Here is a 25,041-nt window from a genome sequence, read left to right as displayed (position 1 = left end):
CAGCGGAGTAATCAGCGCTTTTGCGCCGGGCTCACTCGTCGAGAATGTCGAGGGTCGGGAGCGCGTTGACGATCTTTATCGTCTCCAAACTCATGGTGACGATCCGCGCGAGGAGGTCGATGATGTAGCGGGGGTCGTCGGACCAGTCGTTCGGGTCGTTGACGATGCCGCTGGCCTTGTCTGTCTTGACCTGGTACCGATCGATGATCCACTCGATCGCGCTGCGAGCGCCGAGCTGATAGTCGTATGCTTCGGCGGGGATGCCAGAGACGGTGACGTTGCGATTGTAGTGGATCTTCGACCTGTCGCCCGTGGCACCGAACTTCATCTTCTCGACCCTGTAGAACGCCCTCGGGTTTGACGTCGGGGCCGATGGGGTCTCCGTCAGCGGGTACAACTGGACCGACTCGTAGTTCAGGTGTAGATCAGCTAGAGCACGGCCGGCGGTGGCGAAGTCCTGGAAGTCGCGGACTTTCGGGATGCGCGGCAACGACTTCTTCAGGTCGGCGGCGAACGTCTCGCGGTACTCGGGCGAATGGAGCAGGGCGTAGACGTAGTAGAAGATGTCGTCCTTCGATGCGGAGCTGCCGTAGGTGTTACGGTAGGATTTCAGTGTCGCGTCGGTGATATTGTCGATGCGGGTATAGCCGGGGGTGTCGGAGGCCGCGGAGAACAGATCGTGCTCGGCTTCGTCAAAGCGGTAGCGGGGGAAGAACTGGCCAGCGCTGCCGGCCCCCGTAACATGTAGATCGGGTACCGAGTCGACCATGATCACCGAAAAAGGTACCGCTGAACTATTGCCGACGTTGTAGAAGCCGACGTTGGCGACGCCCGGCTCAGGGAACATTCGAGAGGTCTTTCCCGGCCGATGGTTCAGTCCACCACCAAAGTACAAGTACTGCTTAGAGAACGGGCGATATACGCTCTGCCGGATCAACGATGGGTCAAACTCAAGGCGTCGCCCGCGCCCGACATCAGCAATCAATCCGGACGTCCAGCTAATACGCGCGCCGTCTCGGTCGACGAACGCATCAGCGTCCAACTTGCTTCCAGAGGAGGCGGCCTTATATTCGTCAACCTGGCTATTGAAGAAACTGACTGTCGCTTCTACGTTCTGCTCGACTTGCTGCTTTGAGAAATTATAGACCCAGGCGTCGCGGTTCGACTGCACACCTGGCGAATGAAGGCCAAAGACGCCCATCTGCTTGGCAGTTTTATCTCCGATTTCCTGGAAAGCGTCGAACCGGTCGTCCCGGTGGTTGATCCAGTCACCTTGTGGACTCGGCTCAATCAGCTCCCAGTCCACGGACCCGAGGTCCTGCCCGGCGAGCATCGCCAACTTCTGCTCCCGACTGAGATGATCGCCGATGTCGCGGTAGAACAGGCGGCAGCCACCCTCGGCTATCGTGGCAGCCTCACCGCCCTTGACCAGCAGCAGGATTGCGACGGTACTCCGACTGCCGGAGCCGAAGATCTTACCGCCCTCACGCCGTGACAGTTCGCCAGCGGTCCGCTGGTTCCCGCGTAGATTGTAGCAATAGATGGCGTCGTACTCGCTGACGAGCGTCTTGCGCAGTCCGTCGGCGGTGTTGCCGTCGATGTACCCGCCGTTGGAGACGAAGCAGACGATGCCCTCATCCTTGATCCGGTCGGTGGCCCAGCGGATGGCACGGATGTATGAGTCGTAGAGCGAGTTCTTGTTCGTAGCTGTCGACTGCGCCGCGTAGGTGACGGCGATGTGCGCGTCGAGCGCGCCGTATTTCAGGTTCTGGTTGTTGTCGTTCTGGCTGTCCTGTCCGACCGAGTATGGCGGATTGCCGATGATGACGCGGATGTCGAGCTTCTTCTGTCGCTCTGCCCGTTCGTGGTTCCCCTCCAGGACGATTGGCAGCGCCTCCTGCGCGCTCTCGCTCATCTGGAAGGTATCGGTCAGCACGATCCCGTTGAATGGGATGTACGTCTGGTCGACGTCGACGTTCTCCATCCGGTAGCAGTGGTGGAAAGAGGCTTCGATGTTGATCGCGGCGATGTAGTAGGCCAGCAGCAGGATCTCGTTGGCGTTCAGCTCCCAAGTGTACTTGCGAAGCAGGTCCTCGGGCTTGATCAGCCCAGACTCCATCAGCCGCACCAGGAACGTCCCGGTACCAGTGAACGGGTCCAGTACCTGCACGCCCTCGCTGGTCAGCCCGACGCCCCAATACTTGCCGAGCGCCTGGTCAGTGGCGCGCAGAATGAAGTCAACAACTTCGACCGGTGTGTAGACGATTCCGAGGGCGTCAGCGGTCTTGGGCAGCGCTGTCTTGAAGAACTGCTCGTACAGTTCGGTGATGACCTTCTGTCGGCCTTCGTGGTTGTCGATACCCTCAGCCCGCCGGCGTACCGAGTCGTAGAAGCTCTCCAGCTTCTGGTGTTCAGTGCCGAGGGTTCGATCCTCCAATGCCTCCAGCATCGACTGCATCGCCACCGAAACCGGGTTCTTCTCTGAGAACTGGTATCCGGCAAACAACGCCTCGAAGACCGGCTTAGTGATTAGGTGCTGAGCAAGCATGTCGATGGCCTGGGCCTCGGTGACGCCCGGGTTTATCGTGTTGCGCAGTTCGGTCAGGAACGCCTCGAATCGCTCCTGCTTGTCAGCGTCCTTGAGCGCTTGGGCGATGCGGTCGACGTGCTCCTCGGCGAGTTTGGCGACGTCCTTGGACCACTGCTGCCAGTACGTCCGCTCGCCGACCTTCTTCACGATCTTTGCGTACAACGCGTCGTCCCACTCGCCGAACGGAAGAGCGAGCTGGGTCGGGTCCAAGTTCGGACCGTCGCCGAGGCCGTCTTCGTCGCCGACCGGGATCAGCATGATGTTGTCGGGCTTTTGCTTATTCAGCTCGATCTTGTTGATCATGGCGTTGAACCGGTCGTCGTGGGCGCGCAGTGCCTGCAGCACCTGCCAGACGACCTGGAAACGCCGGTTGTCGTCCAGCGCCTTCTCCGGCGGCATCCCTGCCGGCACCGCGACCGGCAGGATGATGTACCCAAAGTCCTTGCCGTCGGCCTTGCGCATGACGCGCCCGACGGACTGCACGACGTCGACTTGGGAGTTGCGCGGATTCAGGAACAGCACCGCGTCCAACGACGGCACGTCGACGCCCTCGGACAGGCATCGGGCGTTGGTGAGGATCCGGCAGTTGCCCTCGTCTGAATCCTCTTTGAGCCAGTTCAGCTCCTTGTTGCGCACAAGGGCGTTCATGGTGCCGTCGACGTGGTGGACCTCGCAGCGTACCCCATCGTTCGGGCCGGTCCGGAACTGGTCGACGGTGTCGGGGAACAGATCTCGGATCTTCTTGGATGCAGCGATATTCGCGGCGAACGCCACGGCTCGCTTCATCGGCGGCTCGTCGGGGGCAAACCCGCCACCGGACTCCGCATCGCGGCCTGAACGCTTGGATAGGGCGTTCCAGCAGCCGACGATCTTGCAGCGGTCCTCCAAGTTCAGTTCGCCGTCGTTGGCGAACTGCGCCTGGAAATGTGCGGAGACGTACTGCTCGTCGATGGCCAGAACGATTACCTTGTAATCGGTCAACAGTTTCCTCTCCACTGCCTCGCCGAAGCCGAGGCGGTGGAACTCCGGTCCGAACAGCTTCTCGTCGTCCATCGACGCCAGCATGGCGTCGCTGCGACTGACCTGTTCCTTGCTGCTGTCGGTGTAGATTCGCGGGGTCGCGGTCATGTACAGGCGCTTGGCAGCGGCCAAGAAGTCGTTGTCATGGACCTTCACGAAGTGCGACTCGTCCGCACCCGCCAGGGTGACCCCGGTCGTACGGTGCGCCTCGTCGCAAACGATCAAATCGAACTCCGGCATCCCCATCGCCTGGGCCTGGCTGATCACGTCGATCGACTGGTAGGTGGAGAAAATCACACTCAGCTCGCCTGTGCCGGCCTTCGACTTCATTGTCCGGGCAACGAGTACCTTCGGATCAGTCGTCGACGGCAAGGCTAGGTCATGGGCCCGGATGTCCTGACTGTCGTCCTTCGCTGCGCGAGCGGTGGCCTTCGCGTCCGAGCAGACTGCGAACGGATGCAAGTTCAGCTCGGTGTTGTCAGTCCACTCCCGCAACGTCTGCGACAGCAGCGAAATCGAGGGCAGGAGGAAAAGCACCCGGGTCGGTTCGTCGCCGTCGTCGCCCATCACCTTCCGGTTGGCGAGCTCTTCGGCGATCTTCAGCGCGGTGAATGTCTTGCCAGTACCGCACGCCATGATTAGCTTGCCGCGGTCATGGTCGGCGAAGCCCTCAAGGACCGTTGCAATCGCCGTTTCCTGATGCTCGCGCGGCTGCTTGCGATCATGACGATGGAAGTCGGCGAGGTCGATCTGTAGGTCCCCGGTGATCGTGATTGCGTCCCAGTCGATCGAGCTCGCGGCCAGCTCAGCCAACCCGATGAGGTTAACCGGTGGCTGCTGTTCAGTAATCGCGTCCTCTGCGTTTTGGTTCCACTTCTCGGTCGTGGAGATGATCAGTCGGCTAGTGAACTCGACCTTGCTGGAAGCGGCAAGGAACGAGTCGATGTCCGGCTTGGTGATCGTGTGATCCGGCTCGTAGAACTTGCACTGGATGGCACAGAAGCCCCCGCCCTCCCGCTCCAGGCCGACTAGGTCAATCCCGGTGTCTGGACGACCGCCGTTGCCAGGCCAGTCCTTCCAGCGCCACACCTTTTCGAACCGGTCGGCGAACAAGGCGTCGGTGACCAGGTAGCCGACCATGAGTTGCTCGAACAGCGAGCCACGCTCGGAGTTGCTAGTCGCCTTCGCGCGGATATCCCGAATCACGTCCTGAACCGAGGTGCCCACCGTCCGCCTTTCCGCCGCCGACCCCACGCGTACCTCAACGGTCGCCCAGCCTATCGGCCTCGTCTGACACCGCCCACCCGAACAGAGGTCTCCACACTCACGGCCAGTCAAGGGCCGGTGCGCAGATTCAACTCTTCTGGGTGCTCGCGGATAATCTCGGCTTCGGTGGCCGGGCTGGCAGTAACCGGGCGGCGTTGGCTTCGGCGACCTCGCGAGGGAAGCGGCGGTGCGTGTCGAGATCCGAACAGGTTCAGCAGCGCGCGGTGCAGTCGGCCTCAGTCGTCCTAGGCGGCCTTGCCGTGCGCGGACGTCGGATAGCGCGAACACGCCGACTTCGCTGCGCGGCGGTACGCCGAACATCCGCCGGGCCAGGAACGCTCCAGTCTGTCCGCAACGACGCTGATCCACCCGATCGTGTGACATGCGGAAGGACACGGCCGTACATGCGTCTGCGGCCTAGCCACGGCTCCTACGGTGACTCAGACCTCTGGCTGATGCCGGATCGCAACTACCGGCGGACCGCCGGGTGAGACCGCAGGGATCCCTGAAACATGTCGAACCGTCTCCTGTCGCGTGCCGCGAACGCCTCGCCGCAGACCCGCCGCCTGGCCGACGCACTCGTACAGGCACGCATCGCCAGCACCCAGGTGTCGGAGATGGTCCCTGCGACCCGTGCGGTGTTGAACCAGATCGCGGAGACCTACATCGATCGCGGCATGGAGTCCGGCGTCGGGGATGGCGGGCGGCGTCGGGTCCGTATGTCACGCTGGGGGTGGATCGCCGCCCTGGCGTGCATTGACGTCGAGCTGTTCCTGGTGATCGTCCGGCTGAATAGCGATGACCAGTTCATCGTCTACGGCTACTTCGCAATGGTCGGCACCCTGCTGGCGGCGATCGATATCGCCGTAATGCGGCTGCCGGACTGGCTCACCCTGCCGTCCTACCCGGCGATCCTGGCACTTCTGGGCCTCAACGCCCACTGGTTCGGCGACGACGCCACGATGCTCCGGGCGGTGGAGGCCAGCGGGGTGGTGCTCGGGGTGTTCCTTGTGCTTTGCCTGTTCACAGATACCGGTCTCGGAGACCTGAAGTTCGCCGGGCTCATCGGGCTCACGCTCGGCGCGCGGAGTTGGGGATCGGTGGTTGAGGGGTTCGCCGTCGCCTGGGGGATCGCAACGGTCTGGGGCGTGGTGCAGCTGTTCCGCGGTCGGTTGAAGAGCCGGATCCCGCTCGGGCCGTACCTGACCGCAGGCACCATGCTCACCCTGCTGTGGCTGTGAGCTGCCCTCGGCACAAGAGCATGACAGGCTCATGCCAACCGCGAGCAGGACACTACGGCCAGTTGCCAGTAAGAACCAAGCCGGGCCGCGGCGGATGGATTGCGAGGTGGTTCACCTGGCGCTGGGACCCTGTAATTCCTGCGTGGGCGACGAGCACGGCCCCGTTCTGGGGCCCGCTGTGAAGCCGAACGGGTGATGCTGATAGCGGACGGTTAGGTGCGGGCTCAGTTGATCAGGCTTCTGCGACCACGGGCCGCGATATAAATCCCGGGCCGGATCTCGATGCCGGGACTGTGCGAGACGTACTCGACCGCCTCGGTGCGGCCGCGCAAGAAACGGGCAGCTGTCACAGCCCGCTACCAGGGTCGAAGTAATCCGGCTGCAGCAATCGCGCCGAAGCATGCACCCGAAACGGAAACGGTAAGTGACCGATTCATACTCCGGGGTTACCGGAGCCCCGATCAGTTTGTAGACTCAACCCTCGCTGTAGATCGAGAACGGGGAAACGGGGGAACAACGGTGGATCTCGGCGCCGAGATAAGCACGGTCTGTGACGCACAAGCCATTCGGGGAGGACACTGATGGCGCGTCCAACCGGCTGGGACATCCTGGGCCTGGATGGCGATCCGACGCCTGGCGTTGCGGAGTCCGTGCAGGCTCTGGCCAAGGAATTCGGGGACTTCGCGCATGACGTCGAGTCGGCGTATCGGAGCCTGAAATCCTTCGGATCGGACACTGCGGCGTTGCAATGGGTGGGCCAGACCGCCGAGGCGTTCAAGTCGAACTATGGACCGCTTCCAGGTCGACTGCAGAAGCTGTACACCTCCTACAGCGAGGCCTCCGACGCTCTGTCGGCGTATGCGCCGAAGCTGCAGGCCGCCCAGGCCAAGGCCGATTCAGCACTGCGGCAGGCGCAGGACGCCCAAGTAGATCTGCAGCGTGCCACCACCAACGCGAACGCTGCCGCGGATGATCTGAAGACCGCGCAGCAGAACCACGCCGCCAGCCTGAACCCGCAGGCTGTCACTGACGCTCAAACCGCGCATGACACTGCACAGACCAACCTGAACAACGCCAAGAGCCACATGGCGGCGTTGACCACGCAGGCTCACCAGGCCTATGACGACCGGATCGCCGCCGCGAAGGAATGTGCCAAGGCCATTGGCCACGCCCAGTCCGATGGCATCCACAATAAGCACTGGTGGGAGCACATCGGCGCGGACCTGGCCGCGTGGGGAGGCAAGATTGCCGAGATCGCCGGTGAGATCGCCCCTGTGCTGGACGTCATCGCCCTGGCCACGTCATGGATTCCGGGCGTGGACGTCATCACCGCCGGGTTGGCCGAGGCCGACAACATCGTCGCCCTGGTCGGTAGTGGCATGCAGATCGCCGGCGATGCGATGCAGGGCCACTTCAAAGACGCGTTGCTCAGCGCTGGGATGATGGGGGCCACCTATCTCGGCGGTCGGGCTCTCGGCTCGCTGGGCGGCAAGGTCCTGGGCAAGCTCGGCACGGAAGCCGAAGAGGGCGGCACGTCGGCTCTTACCGGCGCCGAAAAGGATGCAGAAAGCGGTATCGGCAACGACGTCCGGACTGCTGAAGGAAACGAGGGCGCGACCTGCCTGACCGACCCGGTGGACGTCGTGTCTGGGTGGATGCTCACCGACGAAACCGATCTGGCGTTGCCCGGCATCTTGCCGGTGGTCCTGCGCCGCGCGTACGCGTCAGGCAATGACGTCGGCCGACTGTTCGGACCAGGCTGGGCGTCGACCCTCGACCAGCGCATATCGATCAACTCCGTGGGGATCCACTTCGCAGGCGACGACGCCCAGCGCCTGGACTACCTCATTCCCAACAGCGATGAGGAAGTCCTGCCCGCGCGGGGCGCACGTTGGCCGCTGACCTGGGACCGTGAGCGTGACGAGATCCGCATCACCGATCCTTGGACTGGCCGGACGAGGCACTTTGTCCACGTCCACTTCAGTAATGAAGTCGGGCAGATCCGGGACCTGACTGCCATCACCGATCGCAGCGGCAACCGGACCAGCATCGAGCGCGACGAACACGGTACTCCGACAAACGTGGTTCATCCCGCCTACCGCATCGCGGTCGACACCGCTGTTACTGGGGCGGGCCCGAGGATCGCCAGTCTGCGTCTTCTGGACGGATCCGAACACGGCGCCGTTGTTAAGCAGTTCCGCTACGACGAGCGCGGACGACTGACCAGTGTCGTCAACTCCTCCGGCATTCCCTACACGTACGAACACGATGACGCCGACCGGATCACCGCCTGGGTCGACCGCGTCGGCTACCGCTACGAATACGAATACGACACCTTGGGCCGGGTCATCCACACCGGCGGCAACGACGGCTCGGTCTCCGGCACCTTCCAGTACGACACTGACGGCCGGATCACCACCTTCACCGACTCGCTGGGCGCCTCCACGGTCTACCGGTACGACGACCTGGGACACATCTGTACGCTCACCGACCCACTTGGCAACACGTCTCTGACCGAACACGACGTCGCCGGCCGCTTGCTGTCGCATATCAACGCAATGGGAGCCACAACGCGCTACGGCCGCGACAGCCAGGGCGACGTCATCCGCGTCGAGAGCCCGGACGGCGCGGTCACGGAGCTCGAGTACAACGCCCATCACCAGATAACCGCAGCGCATCTGCCAGGCGGCGACGGCTGGAGCCGCAAGTATGACCAGCGCGGCAACTTGGTCTCGGCAACCGACTCCACCGGCGCCGTTTTGCATCAGAGGTACGCAGACAACGGCGCGCTCGTCGAAACCGTCGATCCTGTGGGGTCGACGATGTTCTACGAAGCTGATGCCGCAGGGCTGGCGATCGGCGCCACTGGACCCCTCGGCACCGGGGTCAGCGCTCGCCGCGACGCCTTCGGCCGGATCGTCTGGCTTCGCAACGCCGTTGGGGCGGTGACGGAGTGCGCCTGGACCATCGAGGGCTCGCCGGCGTGGCGGAGAGGTCCGGACGGCGCCCAGGCCGAATGGCTCTACGACCCCGAGGGTCAGATCGTCCAAAGCACCGACCCGACGGGTGGGGTCACCACATTCGAACGTGGCGCCTTCGGCCGGATCGTCGCGCGTACTGGCCCGGACGGCGTTCGGCACGAGTTCGGTTACGACCCGGAGCTCAGGCTCACCGACGTCACGAACACCGCTGGGGCCACTTGGCACTACGAGTACGACGCCGCCGGCCAACTCCTTCGCGAGACCGACTTCATCGGCAGGACCCTTACGTACGAACACGATGCTGCCGGCCGCCTCAGCGCTCGCACAACCGGTCTGGGCCAGCGGATCACACTGGACCGCGACGCAGCGGGCCGCGTCACTCAGCGCCAAACCCCTGACGGCACCTGCCTCTACTCCTACGACACCCTCGGCCGCCTTGTCACGGCTTCGGGACCAGACGCCACGGTCGAGTACACCCGCGATGCGGCCGGACGCCTGCTGACCGAAACCATCAACGGCCGCAGTGTGACGTACGCGTACGACGCAGCAGGGCACCGGATTCGGCGGACGACGCCATCTGGTGCCGTATCCAACTGGTCCTACGACGCCGCCGGTCGACCTAGTGAACTGCAGACCGGGTCCGGTCGACTCACCTTCGGGTTCGACACTGTGGGCCGCGAGATCGAACGCGGGCTCGGCGATGCGTGGCTCACTCGCGAGTTCGACGATGCCGGCCGGCTCACTGCCCAGCAGCTGCTCGCGGCGAACCCGGCGCGGTCGGCTCATGACAGTCACGTCGACACCGAGCTGGCCTTGGTGCTGAGTCGAGGCTGGTCCTGGCTTCCTGACGGTTCTCCATCCGAGATTCGGGACAGTCTGCGGGGTACTCGCCGCTTCGCGGTCGACGAGGTGGGGCGGGTCACCTCAGTGTCCGCCGAGTCCTGGACCGAGAACTACGCCTACGACGCCTTCGGCAACGTCAGCACTTCCGCTGAAACCGAGCCGGCTCCGGGAGACGACGCAACCTCCGGCACGCCACTGCTCGCGCCAAGCGACAGGACTCTGATCCGCTCGTCCGGGCGCAGTAGTTACGAGCACGACGCCGCCGGTCGCCTGGTCCGCACCATCCGGCGCACTCTGGACGGACGCCGCAAGGAATGGCTCTACAGCTGGGACAGCCAGGACCGTCTTGCGCAGGTCCGCACTCCCGACGGCGTCACCTGGCGATACGGCTACGACCCACTGGGGCGCCGGATTACCAAGACCCGGCTGGCTGCCGACGAGTCCGCTATAGAACAGGTGACCTTCGCCTGGGACGGGCCACGCCTGGCCGAGCAAAACGCTGTCGCTCAGGACGGGGCCGTGACCACGCTGACGTGGGACTACGAGCCTGGCACGTTCCGTCCCGCAGCCCAGCGCAGCCGTTCATGGGCCACCGATGCGCCGCAGGCGGACATCGACGAAGCGTTCCACGCCATAGTCACCGACTTGGTGGGCACCCCGACCGAGCTGGTGACGCCGGACGGCCGTATCGCCTGGTACACCACCTCCACGCTGTGGGGTCGCACCATCGGCGCGGCCACCGATCCTGACGTCGACTGCCCGCTGCGGTTCCCCGGCCAGTACCACGATGCCGAGACCGGCCTGCACTACAACGTCAACCGGTACTACGATCCCGACACGGCCGCGTACCTCACGCCAGACCCGCTGGGGCTGGCGCCGGCTCCCAACGACCACGCCTACGTCCCGAACCCGCTCATCCTCACCGACGCCTTGGGCCTGGCATGCGGCGGAGCGGCAGGCAACGTCGTCAAGACCGACGACGAACTCCTCGCGGACGCAGCGGCGTTGCACGACGCCGGGATCCGCAACATCGGGGATCCACCCTCCATCGCCAACAAGAGGGCCGACCAAGGCATCACAGTCGCAACCGCCCAACTCAACGGCCGTTTGGTCTACTCGGTCAGCAACAACGCGACGACACCGGAGATGCGCGCTCTCGCCGACTCCCTGGGCTACGAACGCATTCATGGAGCCGACTTCATTACGCCTGGCCTGGAGAGCCACGCCGAGCAGATACTTTTCAATGCTGTCGAGGACGGAACACTGGACGGCAAGGGCGTTATCGCCGCATCCAGGCCGGCCTGCGGTCCGGAGCGCCAAGACTGCGCCGGACGCGCCCTCAACTTCCCGAACATCAGACTCATCGACCAGGCCCGCATCCCCCCGTGGGGCTGAGGGAATTAGGCTACGATCATGCGACTCTCGACGGGACCGGTGATGCTTGATGCTGCTTTGGGATGAGGAAAGCCGGCCCTGGGGCGAGCGGATCGAGACGCTCTCCCCAGGTCGGCGACAGACTCTCTGCCTCGACGCCATCGACCTTTGCTTCGCATCATTCCAACCCTCGTTCGAAGAGGATTTCGCTCCAGAGACCGTGCGCTTCGCGCGGGAAGCGGTGGGCCTGTTCCGGGGCAGGTTCGGCGACGCTTCCCTGGGCGTACCCGAAGAGCAGTTCTTCGACGACCTGTACGCGCTTCAGGAGAACGACTTCTCCCCAGGTACCGCATCCATCGTCATGGCGATCTCAGAATACGCCGACGGTATACAGCGGGAGCTTTCCACAGCGGATGTCCTCGCCATTCTTTCGGCCTGTTACGAGGCGGTGCTCAACAGCGAGCGGATCCCGCGTGTCACGTTGGAAGCCGAGCGCGAAAACCAAAACCTAGTGAACTTGATAGCCGCCCAGCGCGAGCTGGTTACCACCGCAGCCTCGGAGTGACGGTCGTTTCGGACGCCGTTCGATCCCTTTCGCTTGTGCTGCTGGGTGCCCGCCGAGCCCGAAAGTTCCAATCTGGGCCCGGCGGCCATCCAGGAGCGGCCAATCAGAGCATCGAGATATGGACAAGTGAAGTGAGTTGAAGGCGGCTCGGGGACGACGTTGACCGTGCTCACGCCCAACGAAAAGCTGATTGGCACGACGGCGCAGAAGCGGGAGATCCTTCAGGGCCTCCGGCTAGGCCGCGAACGGTTCGCGACCCTGGGGGCTACCGACCTGCTGCCGTTCGAGCGCGTCTTCGTCGCGGTCGCCTCGACCACGGAGGCGTGGGGTGGATTCCACCACCGCCTGCTGCCCTACCGCGCCCCGGACGACATCCAGACCCCCGGTTACCGGTACGTGCAGGCGGCGGCGGTCATCAGCCACTATGGCGATCTGACCGGCGAGGCCCCCAGCGCACCCGGCGTGACCGGGCTGGACCTGCTGCGCGCCTACGTCCACGACTGCCATCACTACCTGACGTTCCGGTCCTACTGGCTCGGTGCCTTTGGCGTCCACCGACACCGCCACGGGATCAACTACCGCCGAGAGTCCGGCCAGACTTACTCCGCCCGCGACCCGGAAGGCTCGGCCTCCACTCGCAATCTCGGCGTCGTCATGGAAGGCGCGTTTGACCGGGAGGCAACCGCCATCGTCAGCGAGACAGCACGCACCGTCGGGATCGAGTGCCCAGCCGACGGCACCGACCGTCACGCCTTCCTCGACGCCACTGGCAACGGACCGAGCGACCCTGAGAGCAGCGACTCGTGGCCCACCGCCATGATCGGCTATAGCAGACTCGTGACGGCCCCCTACGCCGCGTTCCTAGCGGAGGTCGGTGGTCCGGCCACCGCGGAGCTTCATGGCCGCATCGTCCGCGCCGCCCTGACCGGCGACCTCGCCCCACTGGAGCGGTGGCTCGACAAGCGGTACGGCCCCGGCGAGTTCGTAGCGCTGTTCAGGTCCGAGAACTACGCCCCGGCGGCGTAGCGAGGCCGTTCGTTTCCGCGAACCGTCGACCGCGCGAACGCGATCACCTCCACTCGGGAACGACAATGGCGGCATCATCAAAAATGATGATGCCGCCACATCGCATGCAAAAGTGACCAAGACCGTGTCGCCGATGGACGCGGGTTCAATTCCCGCCGGCGACACAAACCAGCCACAAGGTGGAGCCGGCGGGAATTGAACCCGCGTCCATCGGCGACTTGCCAGGGCTTCTCCGGGCGCAGCCTGTGTTCGCTTTTGTTGGCCCCGGCAGTCTCACAGGCACGCTGCTGACAGGCCCAGCCACATTGGTGTCCCGCCTGGCCCTGTGGCCGTGTCAGGCGGTGGATCCTCCTCATGATGTCTTACCGGGCCGGAGGCGCTCCCGGGTCGACAGAAGTCATTACCTGATTATTGTCAGGCGGCGAGACCGTAAGCGGTCTGCGACTTCAGCTGCGTCTTGTTGGCAGTTATTTTTTGTGCAGCGTGTGGTTAACGAGATCATCGCTGCTTCCTCGGCCCGCTTCCCCTGCCAAAACGTCCGATGTCGAAACCGTTCGGCCCCTTGTCGGACGACTCTGGTCGGAAACGTTTGGATTTCTGACGCTTGGTCGTCTCTGTGTAGTTGTCAAGCAGTCGGCTCCGGTTTCCCGGGGCCGTGATCCAAGGGTAGCGGTTCGGGCGGGCAGACTCCAGCGGGTTCGCCGTGGGCGAACTGGGGAGCGATCAGGGGCTGTCCGTCCTTGCCGGCACGCTGCGGTCCTGGTCACCGTGATGGAGACGGCTACTTGCGGCGGTTGTTCCGCTTGAAAGCGGCCGCCATGGCGCGCTCGGCCTCGCGCTTGTTCTGGCGCTCCATGAGGGTCTGGCGCTTGTCGTACGTCTTCTTGCCTCGCGCCAGGCCGATCTCGACCTTGACCTTGCCGTCCTTGAAGTACAGCTCCAGGGGGATCAGCGTGAGGCCGGTCTCCTTGGTCTTGCCGATGAGCTTGTTGATCTCGGCGCGGTGCAGCAGCAGCTTGCGGTTGCGGCGCGGCGAGTGGTTGGTCCACGTGCCCTCCGCGTACTCCGCGATGTGCACGCCCTGCAGCCAGACCTCCGCGTCCTTGATGACCGCGTAGCCGTCGACGAGGCTGGCACGACCCGCCCGCAGGGACTTGACCTCGGTTCCGGTCAGGGAGATGCCCGCTTCGTAGGTGGCCTCGATCTCGTACTCGTGGCGCGCCTTCTTGTTGCGGGCGATGACCTTCTGGCCTTGTTCCTTCGGCATGGGGTTCATTATCCCCGAAGAACGCCGCTAGACCTTCAGGTATTTCCGCAGGGACAGCGCGCTGGCGCCGACCGCCATCAGCAGGCCGACCGGGATCAGGATCACGACCGTCAGCATCACCTTGTCCCAGCCCACATAGCTGGTGGAGGTGAAGTTGGGCGCGAGCACCCGGTCGATCAGGAAGTACTTGAAGCTGACGACGCCCAGCGCCGCCACCGCCACGCCTCCCAGTCCCGCGACCGCACCCTCCATGAGGAATGGCAATCGGATATAGAAGTTCGAGGCTCCGACCAGCCGCATGATGCCGGTTTCCCGCCGCCTGCTGAACGCGGACAGTCGTACCGTGTTGACGATCAGCATCAGCGCCAGCCCGACCATGACCACCGCGACTGTCGTCGCCGACACCGTGAGCCCGTTCAGGAGTTTGAACAGTGGTTGCAGGACGGCCCTCTGGTCCGACACCGTCTCCACACCCTGCTGCCCCTGGTAGCTGCTGATCATCGCGTCGATGTTCTCAGTGCTCGGGTTCTTCAGCTTCACCCGCAGCGAGGCCGGGATCTGGTCCGGAGTCACGTACTCCGACATCGCGTTGCCGTTCTGGCTGCCCTTGGTCATCGCCTGGTAGCGCACGAACGCCTCGGCCTGGGTCTCGCTGAAGACCTGCTGGACCAGCGAGTTCGCCTGCAGCTGTGTCTGCAGGGTGTTCATCTGGTTCTGCGACGCCTGCCCCGAGGCGCAGGTGGTCGGGTGCAGGTTCGGGTCGTCCTTGGTGCACATGAACACCGTGACCTCGACCTTGCCGTACCAGAAGTCCTTCATGTGGCTGGTCTGGAACAGCATCAGCAGCGCGACGCCGAGCATACCGAGGGCCACGGCCGCGGAGACGATGACGGCGACGGTCATCGTCAGGTTGCGGCGCAAACCGATAAAAATCTCGGACAGGACGAATTGTGCGCGCATAGTGGGTCGGGGCTCCTACGTGAGTTCTGCTTCTAGTGCTGCGTATTCGTGGGCGCTCTAGCGGACGTATCCGTACACGCCGCGCGACTGGTCGCGCACCAGGTTGCCGCTGTCGAGCTCCAGGACGCGCTTGCGCATCTGGTTCACGATGGCCTGGTCGTGGGTCACCATCACCACCGTGGTGCCGGCGCGGTTGATCCGGTCCAGCAGCTTCATGATGCCGACCGAGGTCTCCGGGTCCAGGTTTCCGGTGGGCTCGTCGGCGATCAGCACCATCGGACGGTTCACGAACGCCCGGGCGATCGCCACACGCTGCTGCTCACCACCCGAGAGCTCGTTGGGGAACCGGCCGCCCTTGCCTCCCAGGCCGACCAGCTCCAGCACCTCCGGCACCGCCTTGTTGATGGTGGGCCGGGACTTGCCGATGACCTCCAGGGCGAAGGCCACGTTCTGCTCGACCGTCTTGTTCGGCAGCAGACGGAAGTCCTGGAACACCGTGCCGATCTGCCGGCGCAGCTGCGGGATCTTCCAGTTCGACAACTTGGCCAGGTCCTTGCCCGCCACGTGCACCCGGCCGGCCGTGGGCCGCTCTTCACGCAGGATCAGACGCATGAAGGTCGACTTGCCGGAACCGGAGGAGCCGATGACGAAAACGAACTCGCCCCGCTCGATCTCCAGCGAGATGTTCTCCAGCGCCGGGCGGTTCTGGCTCGGGTAGGTCTTGGTGACCTTGTCGAATCTGATCATGCTGGCATCGCCTCCGCGACAAGCGCAGCCTTCAGGAAGCCCCCGCGGGCACTTATGCGTACGCTCGGTCGTAGTGTCACAGTAGAGATGACAGTACACGCCGGAAGTAGGGGTTCATGGCCCCTTCGCCCGGGAACCACAATCCGCACCGGCTGCCGGCGGGTACGGAACACAGGAGGTGAGGCGGCATGTGCTGTGAGCACCTAGTTTGCGCGAACTGCGCAGGTCCGGTGTCCGAGGGCAGGTGCAGCGTCTGCCGAGGCCAGCGGGCCCAGATGCACGGCCAGTCCGGAGGCATGTCCCTCTCGGCGATGACCGCGGTCCTGGTGGCCTTGCTCGTGGCTGTGGCTTTTCTCACCACGACCATCCATTAATGGATCATCGCTATACGTGGTGCCCATATACGTGAGAAAGCCGCTATATAGCGCGGAGTACGCTATATAGCGGCTTGTGTCGCTTTTTAACCGTTTTCCCGCTGCTTGCGCCAGCGGATCCCGGCCTCGATGAACTCATCGATGTCCCCGTCCAGCACCGCGGTGGTGTTGCCGGTCTCGTGGTTCGTGCGCAGGTCCTTGACCAGCTGGTACGGATGCAGGACATAGCTGCGCATCTGGTTGCCCCAGGACCCCGAGGAGTCGTCCTTCAGGGCGTCCATCTTCGCCTGGTCCTCCTCGCGCCGCCGCTGCAGCAGCTTGGCCTGGAGCACGGTCATCGCCGAGGCCCGGTTCTGGATCTGCGAGCGCTCGTTCTGGCAGGACACCACGATCCCGGTCGGCAGGTGCGTGATGCGCACCGCGGAGTCGGTGGTGTTGACGCCCTGGCCGCCGGGACCGGAGGAGCGGTAGACGTCGACCCGCAGCTCGTCCTCGGGGATGTCGACGTGGTCGGTCTGCTCGATCACCGGCACCACCTCGACGGCGGCGAACGAGGTCTGGCGCCGGCCCTGGTTGTCGAACGGCGAGATGCGCACCAGGCGGTGCGTCCCCTGCTCGACGGAGAGGGTGCCGTAGGCGTAGGGCGCCTTGACCGCGAAGGTCGCGGACTTGATCCCGGCCTCTTCGGCGTACGACGTGTCGTAGACCTCGGTCGGGTAGCCGTGCCGCTCGGCCCAGCGCGTGTACATGCGCAGCAGCATCTCGGCGAAGTCCGCGGCGTCCACGCCGCCGGCCTCGGCGCGCAGCGACACCAGCGCCTCGCGCGCGTCGTACTCGCCGGACAGCAGCGTGCGCACCTCCAGCTCGCCGACCGCCTTGGAGACGTCGATCAGCTCGCCCTGCACCTCGGCGAGGGTGTCCGCGTCACCCTCGGCCTGGCCGAGCTCGAAGAGCACCTCGACGTCCTCCAGGCGCCGGTTCAGCGTGGAGAAGCGGTTCAGCTCGGCCTGCAGCCCCGACAACTTCGAGGTCACGGCCTGCGCCTTGGTCTGGTCGTTCCACAGATCCGGGGCCGAGGCCTGCTCCTCCAAGTCCGCGATCTGCGTGCGCAGCCTGTCCAGGTCGAGCACGGCCTCGATCGAGGCCATGGTCGCGCGGAGGTTCTTGAGCTCTTCGGAAGGATCTGTAGCCACGTGACAAGCCTATCCGGAGTACGAGACCCGCAGCTTCGTCGGAGACTCCGCGGTGACCACCGCGACCCGGCCGTCGGGGGTAGCCGTGGCGCCGGGCGGCAGTACGGACTGGAGGCCACCGGCGCCGGCCTGGCCGTTACCGTTCATGGCCTTGACGGAACCACCGGTTGAACGCACGAAGACATAAGCGGTGCCGTCACCTGAGGTAGCGGCTGTGGGAAGGCCCGACAGTGGGGTCTGCACAGGGGTACCCCAAAGCTTGTTCGCATAGGCGATCGCCATGACGCCCTCATCGGAGGCTCGCGGCACATACGCAGTGAACCCGGGCGTCCCCGGAGTCGACGCCAACGCGACACCGGAGCCCAGGTCTGCCGCCGCAGACACCGGCTGCCAGTCGCTCCAGGTGTATTGGCCAGAGGTCCCTGCAGGAGTCCCTGTAGAGGTCATCAGCGTTTTGTTGCTACCGACCGCCGCGATGACGATGGAACCGTCGGAGGCAGCGAGCGCCCCCGGAGCACCGTGCAGCTTCGCGGTGCCGACCGGAACCCACTTCGCCGACCAGCCGCCGGCCGCATAGCTGCGCTGGTGCACGACTCCGTCACTGTCGCGTACAGCGAACAGCTCCAGGTGCCCCGCGCTTGTCGCTACTACAGCGGGCTCTGTATTCGTCTTCAGTCCGTGCAGAGGGAGCCAGGAGTGACTGTTCTCCCCCGGCAGGTACCAGACCGTGTCATCGGTACCGGTGACGAACACAAAGAGTGTCGTCGTGCCAGAGGCGTCCTTAAAGACTGCGGTACGCGGTGCGCCCTGAATGGAGACCGGTACAGGAGGAAGCTCATGGGCAGGCTGGAAACTCAGCCCTACTGCGGCGGCGCGCGTAGTAGTTCCCGGAGGGGAGGACACCGTAGAGGAGGTAGTCGCTCCAGCCGGCCCCTGCGAGTGTGCCTTGTTGTCCTTTTTGGAGTCATCGCCGCCGGACATCCCCATGGCGATCGCAGCCGCGGCTCCGCCGACCAACAGTGCGGCTGCGGTAGCGGCGATCCACCGGGGACGCTTGGAGCCGGCGGCAGCGTTGGCCCGCTCGGCACGCAGCTCCGAGACGTCGTAGCTGCCGGTCCCGGACCGCCGCCGCACCTCGCCCTGGTCCCGCTCGCGGATCGGGCGCATCAGGTTCAGGTGGGTGTCTTCGTCCTCGTCCTTGACCTCGGCGTTGTGCACCAGCGGGACGATGCCGCTGTGCCGCATCGGGATCGGGTCGATGGTCGGGTTGCGGCCGCCGTGCATGCTGGCGCGCGCCGAGGACCGCACGTCCCAGCCGCCCTCGCGCGGGTCGGGGATGCTCAGCGGCGGCATGTCCTCCAGCAGCGGCGCCAGGTCGCGCAGCCGGGCGGCGAACTCGGCGGCGGTCAGGCGCGCCGCCGGGCCCTTGGCCAGGCAGGAGGCGACCAGCGCGGCCAGCGGGCCGGGGACGCCGGGCAGCGGCGGGACCTTGTCGGTGACGTGCCGGCGCAGCACCGCGCCGGGGTGGCCGCCGCCGAACGGCGTCCAGCCGGCCAGCAGCTCGAACAGCACGGTGCCCAGCGCGTACATGTCGACCGCCGGGCCCGGCTGCAGGCCCTCGATGACCTCCGGCGCCAGGTAGTCCGGGGTGCCGATGATGCGGGTGGCGCGGGTCCGGCGCGGGCCGTCGACCAGGCGCGCGATGCCGAAGTCGGCCAGCCGCGGGACCAGGGCGCCGCCGGAGTGGTCGAGCAGGATGTTCTCGGGCTTCACGTCGCGGTGGATGATGCCCTGCGAGTGCGCCGCCGCCAAGCCCTCGGCGACGCCGGCCACGACCAGCACGGCCAGCTGCGGGCGCAGCGCGTTCTCGGCGTCCAGCAGGTGCCGCAGGTCCGAGCCCCGGATCAGGTCCATCACCAGGGCCAGGTCGGTGCCGTCGACCACCAGGTCGCGGACGCCGACCACGTTCGGGTGCTGCAACGAGGTCAGGACGGTGCGCTCCTGCACGAAGCGCGCGATCAGGGTCTGGTCCGCGGCGAGGTCCTCACGGAGCAGCTTGACGGCGACCGGGCCGTCGGGCCCCTCGCCCTCCCACACGGTGCCGCACGTCCCGCGGCCCAGCACCGTGGTGATGGTGTACCTGCTGCCGATCTTCCGCGCCACGAGGTCTTCTCAATCCTGTCCGCTGGCCGTGTCCACACCGTGTGGGAAGAACGGGGGACCCAGTCGATTGATTCCTGGAGGTACCGGCGCGAAACGGCTGATCAGCGGCGCCTGGCCGCCCCGGCCGCCCACCCACAGCCAACCAGGCTGAGGGAGGTCGTCCGGGTCGCCCATGCTTGCTGCTGAGCCGTTTCGCTGCTTTGTTCGTCCGCTGGCGGTCCTGCTTGCCGGAACCCCCAGGAATCAATCGACTAGAAACTTTCCCGCGCCACCCACCTTTCGAGCAAGCGGGCTCGCCGTAGCGCTTGTCAGGTGGTCGCCTCAGCGGTCAACGACTCACGGGCTGACTCACGGGGTGTTGTTGACTCCGGGCAGCGACGAGGGGAGGTTGGAGGGTCCCGGGATCTGCGGGACGACCTTCTTCTTCTCCAGGTCGATCTTCTGCGCGATCTGGTGCCACTCGTGCGCGACCCAGTTGTTCAGGTCCTTGTGGACGCCGTTGATCTTGGCCATGGCCCAGTTCACGCCGGTGTAGATGCCGAATCCGACCAGCGCCAGGATCATCAGCTTGATGAGGCAGCCCATGGGCAGGCCGCGGCGGCGCTTGACGACCGTCTTCTGGACCGGCGGCCGGGGCTGCTCGCGTTCCCGCTCGCGTTCGCGTTCCCGCTCGCGCGGCGGGGCCTGGCGCTGGGGTGCGTGGGCCACCGGCCGGGGCGGGGCGGCGGCGCTGCCCTGGAACTGCGTCGGCTGGTAGCCGCCCTGGTTCGGGTTCGGCGCGTAGGGCTGGTTCGGCGGCCCGTAGGGCTGGCCCGGCGCCGGCTGGTGGTAGCCCTGGGGACCCGGCTGCTGGTACCCCTGCGGGGCGAACTGCGGCTGCGGCGGGTAGGAGGCCATGCGCTGCTGCTGGGACTGCGCGGGCTCCTGCTGGTGCTCTTTGTGGAGCTGCTCCAGCTGGCGCTGCATGTGCGGGGGGAGCGGCTGCTGCGGGCCTCCGGCGCGTCGGGAGACGCCGGCGCCGATCGCGTCGGGGTCCGACGGGGCGTCCCAGCCGGGGACCTTGCCGGGCTCGGCGGGACGGCGCGACACACCGGCGCCGATGGCGTCCGGCTCCGAGGGCGCGTCCCAGCCGGCGATCTTGCCGTCGATGCGTGCCGGGCGCTGCGGGAGCGGCGCTGAGGAGGCCGCTGCGGGCCGGACGACCGGGATGGTCGGCTCGATGGCGGAGGCGGCCGCGGAGGCCGCCTTGGCGGCGGCTGCGGCGGCGGCCGGGGAGACCGCGGGCATGGCGGTGGTCGGTGCGCTGGCGGACGCCGGGGCGGGTGAGCCCAGGCCGCGCATCGAGACGTCGCCGGCTCCAGCAGCTCCAGTAGGTCCAGCGGCCCCGGCGGCTCCGGCGGCGGCCGCGGCAACTCCTCCAGCGATCGGCGGCAGGCGCAGCGTCCCGTACTGCTCCTCGACCGGCAGGTGGTGCGTGGGCTCGCCGTCGGCGCCCTCCACGGTGCGTCCGATGGCGGCGCGCAGCTGCGCGGCCAGCACCGTCGCCGAAGGCCGCGCCTCCGGCTCCTTCACCAGGGCCGCGGCGATGACCGGCCACAGCCGCTGCGGGATCTCCGCGGGGCGCTCCGGAACGGTGTTCATGTGCTGGCGGAAGACGCTGACCGCGTCCGGGCCGCGGAAGACCGGGTGGCCGGTGATCAGCTCGTAGAGCATGACGCCGGCGGCGTACACGTCGGCGGCCGGCGTGGCCTTCTTCCCGGCCACCACCTCCGGCGCCAGGTAGTACGGGGTGCCGACGACCTGGTGCGTCCGGGTCACCGAAGGCGCGTCGGCGATCCGGGCGATGCCGAAGTCGGTGAGCAGCGGCCGCAGCCCGCCGTCGGCCTGCTCCAGCAGCACGTTGGCGGGCTTGATGTCGCGGTGCACGATGCCCGCCGAGTGCGCCACGGCCATGCCCTCGGCGACCTCGGCGACCAGCAGCCCGGCCTCGTCCGGCTGCAGGCGGCCGCGGCCGGCCAGGTACTTCTTCAGGTCCGGGCCCTCGACCAGCTGCATCACCAGGGCCAGGATGTCGCCCTCGACGACCAGGTCGCGCAGCCGCACCAGGGAGCGGTGGTTCAGGCCGACCAGGGCCGCGCGCTCGCGCAGGAACCGCGTCACCACGTCGGCGTCGGCGGCGAACTCCTCGAGGAGCACCTTGATGGCGACGGCCTCACCGGTCGCGCGCACCCGGCCGCGCCAGACCGCGCCGAACGCACCGCGGCCGATCTCGTCGTCGAGCTCGTACCTGCTTCCGATCGCCCTGCCCACGCTGCTCCTCATCCCCCCAGTACCGACCACTGCACTGCCGAGTCGCGCTCTCCCGAGCACCCGCCGCGTCGTCGAACCACTCCTGTGAACGCGCCGGGGCAGCTTGAGAAGAACCCTCCAGGGCAAAGACTAGGGCTTGAGAGGCCATCCGTGTCGCGTAGCTGTCACCTCATGCGAGGATGCACCCCATGCAGATCCGGCTCACCGTCACTCGAACCCAGGGATCGCGGCAGACTTCCGCTGACGTTCTAGTGACCGCTGAGCCGGGCGCCACTCTGTCTTCCGTAGCGCAACAGTTGCGCACCGCCGCCGGCGTGAGCGCCCCGGGACGGCTGTTCGCCGGGCTGGATCCGCTGGAAGACGAAGCCCCGCTGGGCCGACCGTTACTCGTGGACGGCGCGCGCCTGTGGTTGGACGTACCGGGGACGCCGGCGACCCTCATCGGGAATCTCGCGCTGTACGTGGTGTCCGGACCGGACGCCGGAGGCGTTCACCTTCTCACTCCCAAGGATGACGGATACGGAGGGGAACTACCGATCCGCATCGGACGGGGAGCAGACGCCGACATCCGCGTGGATGATCCCGATATCTCCCGTATTCATGCGGAGCTACTGGTTCGCCACGAACATGAGTACACGCGCGTGTATGTGCGCGACCTCGGTTCCACGAACGGCATGACTTTGGACGGCGCGCAGGTAGGCGGCGCTCCAGTAGAGATGCGCCCGGGTTCTCTGTTGCGCATGGGTGAATCCTCTATAGCGCTGTCTGTAGAGGCCAGCGGTGTGCCGGACCTGCCTGTGCACCCCGACGGCAACGGCCACGTGTCGATCGGCCGCGTCGGCTGGGGCCGCGGTCCGGCCGATCCGCCCCAGGTGCGTATCGACCTGCCGCCGCGTCCGTCGGACAAGGGACGGCCCGCGCAGCGCCGTATCGCCATGGACCAGTACGAGCAGGAGCGCGCCGAGGCGGACCGCCGCATCGCCGGAGCCCTCACCGCCGAGGCACGGATCCGGCGCGAGGCGGCACCGGACCCGGCCACGCTGCTGGTGTCCGCGGTGCGCCCCGACGCGCGCCTTTGGGAGCGGCGTCCCGGAGAGCCAGACTTTCTGCGGCTGCGGCTGGGCACCGGAGCGCTGCCGTCCAGCGTGACCGTCGTCGGCGGCAAGGCGGTCCAGCCGCGGGTGCCGACCGTGCCGGTGACGGTGGATCTGGCGCAGTGCGGGGTGGTCGGACTTGTGGGGCCGCGGCCCGAGCTGGCGCGCCTGGCGCGCTATGCGCTGGCGCAGGTGGCCGGCGCGCACAGCCCGAAGTACGTCGAGATCGTGATGGTGGTCCCGGAATCCGGCGATCATGGCGGCACCACCGGCGAGGAACACTGGCGCTGGACGCGCTGGCTGCCGCACCTGGTGCCCGAGGACGACCAAGACTGCTCGCGGCTGCTGGGCCTGGGCCCGGAGCAGGCGCGGGCCCGGCTCGGGGAGCTGGTCGACCGGATCCGGCAGCGGACCGGCCGCACGCCTCCGCCGGCGCCCGGCGTGACCTCGACGCCCGACTCCGGCCGCGCGGTGGTGCTGGTCGTGGACCCGATCCGGACGCTGGCCGGGTCCCCGGAGCTCAACGAGGTGCTGGCCGAGGGGCCGACGGCCGGGGTGTTCACCATCTGCCTGGCCGAGCGGGCCGGCGACCTGCCGCCGCAGACCGGTGCGATGGTCACACTGGGCGGCGAGGTGAACTCCCGGCTGCGCGTCGACACCCCGAGCGCGGCGCCGGTCGAGGGCGCGGTGGCGGACATGGTGTCGGTGGCGTGGGCGGACCGGTTCGCACGGGCCCTGGCGCCGCTGCGGGACCGCACCGACACCCCGACGTCCCCGGACGAGCAGACCCGCATCGACCGGGTCTCCCCCGCCTCGCACCTCCCGGAGCAGGTCCGCCTGCTGGAGCTGCTGGGCCTGGACCTGCTGACGCCGGCCAAGCTGTCCGCGCGCTGGGACGCGTACCCGGCCACGCCGCGCATCGCGCTGGGCCGGGTGGCCGACGGCCCGCTGGCCGCCGAGCCCGCGCACCTACTGATCGGCGGCGACTCGCGGTCGGGCGTGTCGGAGCTGGTGCGGACGGTGGTGGCCGGGCAGGCCGCGACCAACCACCCGGACACGCTGGACATCGCGCTGGTGTCGGCGGGCCCCGGCAAGCCGCTGGCGCCCTGCGAGGACCTGCCGCACGTCTTCGAGTACGTCGATGCCTCCGCGTCCGGCGACGAGGCGCTGGCGCGGCTGGTGCGGCGGCTGGAGTACGAGCTCGACCAGCGGGAGTGGCCGCCGGAGGAGGAGCCGGACCCGTACGGCGGCGGACTGGCCGGGCTGACGGGAGCGGCGGGCCCGGGCGGGCCGACGGGACCAGGCGGGCCGACCGGACCGGGCGGGCCGCCGATGCCGTCCTCGTTCGGCGGACAGCCGAGCGGCAGCGCGCTGGTGCCGGTCGGCCGGGGCGCGGGCGCGCCTGGCCGCAAGGCCCCGCCGCGGATACTGCTGGCCGTCGACAACCTGACCGCGCTGGCCGCCGAGCACCCGGCGTTCGTGGAGACGCTGGCCGGGCTGGCCGAGCGCGGACGGCGGTTCGGGCTGCGGATCGTGCTCGGCGCGTCGGTCATCGAGACCGCCGGATACGGCGCCCCGGGCAACGCCACCGGCGAGCGCGCGTTCCTGGCCGCGCTCAACGCCCCGGTGTGCCTGGCCGCCGACCTGCGGGTGGCGATGCAGACCTCGAACCCCGAGGCGCTGCGGCTGCTGCTGGGCGCCGGCGCGGTGACGGCCGCGCCGGGCGGGCCGTACCTGCCGGGGCGCGCGCAGGCGAAACTGCCGTCGGGAGCTGTGGTGCCGTTCCAGGCCGCCGGGATCAGCGTGCCGATGGCGTCCTCGGCGTCGCCGTCGCACCGTCCCACGGTCCGGATCCAGGACTGGCACGAACTCGGGGAGCCAGTGCGCGTCGTCCGCGCGCGGCGGGACGCGGACAGCGGGCCGACGGACTTGTCGCTGTTGATCGGCGCGTTGAAAAAGGCTGTGGAGTAAAAGGCAGTGGAGTAAGGAGTAAGAGGAACGGACGGGAGCGAGGGAGGGCGCGGGCC

13 protein-coding genes and 1 other RNA gene are annotated in these 25,041 nt (G+C 66.8%); 5 read left to right on the top strand and 9 right to left on the bottom strand.

All coding sequences use genetic code 11. The annotated features are described in order from the left end of the window. Positions 1 to 31: 31 nt before the first annotated feature. Positions 32 to 4,837 (bottom strand): DEAD/DEAH box helicase, encoded by a 4,806-nt coding sequence (locus tag GWK61_RS03660; RefSeq protein WP_194904892.1) that lies wholly within the window; start codon positions 4,835 to 4,837, stop codon positions 32 to 34. A gap of 551 nt (positions 4,838 to 5,388) precedes the next feature. Between GWK61_RS03660 and GWK61_RS03655 the strand changes: the two genes are divergently transcribed. Beyond that, entirely contained in the window at positions 5,389 to 6,117 is a 729-nt protein-coding gene (locus GWK61_RS03655) for a prepilin peptidase (RefSeq protein ID WP_194904890.1), read from the top strand. Between the two features lie 224 nt (positions 6,118 to 6,341). On the opposite strand, the gene GWK61_RS58310 is transcribed toward GWK61_RS03655, so the two are convergent. Then, a complete protein-coding gene (locus tag GWK61_RS58310; protein WP_267254203.1) occupies positions 6,342 to 6,467 on the bottom strand; it encodes a hypothetical protein in 126 nt (41 codons plus the stop codon). A 231-nt stretch (positions 6,468 to 6,698) separates the two neighbouring features. On the opposite strand from GWK61_RS58310, the gene GWK61_RS03650 reads away from it, so the two are divergent. The 3 genes from GWK61_RS03650 to GWK61_RS03640 all read left to right on the top strand — a co-directional run bounded on the left by GWK61_RS03650 (position 6,699) and on the right by GWK61_RS03640 (position 12,906). After that, a complete protein-coding gene (locus tag GWK61_RS03650) occupies positions 6,699 to 11,336 on the top strand; it encodes an RHS repeat-associated core domain-containing protein (protein WP_194904888.1) in 4,638 nt (1,545 codons plus the stop codon). A 49-nt stretch (positions 11,337 to 11,385) separates the two neighbouring features. Then, positions 11,386 to 11,880, top strand: coding sequence for a hypothetical protein (locus GWK61_RS03645; protein WP_194904886.1), 495 nt, complete (start codon positions 11,386 to 11,388; stop codon positions 11,878 to 11,880). A gap of 165 nt (positions 11,881 to 12,045) precedes the next feature. Beyond that, entirely contained in the window at positions 12,046 to 12,906 is an 861-nt protein-coding gene (locus GWK61_RS03640) for a hypothetical protein (RefSeq protein WP_194904884.1), read from the top strand. 177 nt (positions 12,907 to 13,083) lie between these two features. Here the strand turns inward: GWK61_RS03640 and ssrA are convergent. The 7 genes from ssrA to GWK61_RS03605 form a co-directional block, all read right to left on the bottom strand. After that, positions 13,084 to 13,468: a transfer-messenger RNA gene (gene ssrA, locus GWK61_RS03635) on the bottom strand. Between the two features lie 219 nt (positions 13,469 to 13,687). Further along, positions 13,688 to 14,173 (bottom strand): SsrA-binding protein SmpB, encoded by a 486-nt coding sequence (smpB, locus tag GWK61_RS03630; RefSeq protein ID WP_012785626.1) that lies wholly within the window; start codon positions 14,171 to 14,173, stop codon positions 13,688 to 13,690. A 27-nt stretch (positions 14,174 to 14,200) separates the two neighbouring features. After that, a complete protein-coding gene (gene ftsX, locus GWK61_RS03625) occupies positions 14,201 to 15,133 on the bottom strand; it encodes a permease-like cell division protein FtsX (RefSeq protein WP_194904882.1) in 933 nt (310 codons plus the stop codon). 57 nt (positions 15,134 to 15,190) lie between these two features. Then, on the bottom strand, positions 15,191 to 15,880 hold the full coding sequence (gene ftsE, locus GWK61_RS03620; RefSeq protein ID WP_194904879.1) for a cell division ATP-binding protein FtsE: 690 nt from the start codon (positions 15,878 to 15,880) through the stop codon (positions 15,191 to 15,193). A gap of 460 nt (positions 15,881 to 16,340) precedes the next feature. Then, positions 16,341 to 17,447 carry a peptide chain release factor 2 gene (gene prfB, locus GWK61_RS03615; RefSeq protein ID WP_194904877.1) on the bottom strand — a complete coding sequence of 369 codons (1,107 nt, stop codon included), beginning with the start codon at positions 17,445 to 17,447 and terminating at the stop codon, positions 16,341 to 16,343. 9 nt (positions 17,448 to 17,456) lie between these two features. After that, on the bottom strand, positions 17,457 to 19,610 hold the full coding sequence (locus GWK61_RS03610; RefSeq protein WP_194904875.1) for a protein kinase domain-containing protein: 2,154 nt from the start codon (positions 19,608 to 19,610) through the stop codon (positions 17,457 to 17,459). A 348-nt stretch (positions 19,611 to 19,958) separates the two neighbouring features. Continuing rightward, the gene (locus GWK61_RS03605) at positions 19,959 to 21,920 is read right to left on the bottom strand and encodes a serine/threonine-protein kinase (RefSeq protein ID WP_194904873.1); all 1,962 of its coding nucleotides are present in this window, start codon (positions 21,918 to 21,920) and stop codon (positions 19,959 to 19,961) included. A 314-nt stretch (positions 21,921 to 22,234) separates the two neighbouring features. On the opposite strand from GWK61_RS03605, the gene GWK61_RS03600 reads away from it, so the two are divergent. Next, positions 22,235 to 24,985: an FHA domain-containing protein gene (locus GWK61_RS03600; protein ID WP_194904871.1), complete on the top strand. Its 2,751-nt coding sequence runs from the start codon at positions 22,235 to 22,237 to the stop codon at positions 24,983 to 24,985. The last annotated feature ends 56 nt before the right edge of the window (positions 24,986 to 25,041 follow it).

The sequence above is a fragment of the Catenulispora rubra genome (assembly GCF_015356825.1).
Taxonomy (GTDB): Bacteria; Actinomycetota; Actinomycetes; order Streptomycetales; family Catenulisporaceae; genus Catenulispora; species Catenulispora rubra.
Note: the sequence above shows the minus strand (reverse complement) of the source record. Positions and strands in the feature narration are given on the sequence as shown.

Bases quoted from the DNA above. Each gene is read 5' to 3' on its own strand.
- smpB (WP_012785626.1), bottom strand. From the start codon at position 14,173: ATGCCGAAGGAACAAGGCCAGAAGGTCATCGCCCGCAACAAGAAGGCG.
- ftsE (WP_194904879.1), bottom strand. From the start codon at position 15,880: ATGATCAGATTCGACAAGGTCACCAAGACCTACCCGAGCCAGAACCGC.
- GWK61_RS03650 (WP_194904888.1), top strand. From the start codon at position 6,699: ATGGCGCGTCCAACCGGCTGGGACATCCTGGGCCTGGATGGCGATCCG.
- ftsX (WP_194904882.1), bottom strand. From the start codon at position 15,133: ATGCGCGCACAATTCGTCCTGTCCGAGATTTTTATCGGTTTGCGCCGC.
- GWK61_RS03655 (WP_194904890.1), top strand. From the start codon at position 5,389: ATGTCGAACCGTCTCCTGTCGCGTGCCGCGAACGCCTCGCCGCAGACC.
- GWK61_RS03645 (WP_194904886.1), top strand. From the start codon at position 11,386: ATGCTGCTTTGGGATGAGGAAAGCCGGCCCTGGGGCGAGCGGATCGAG.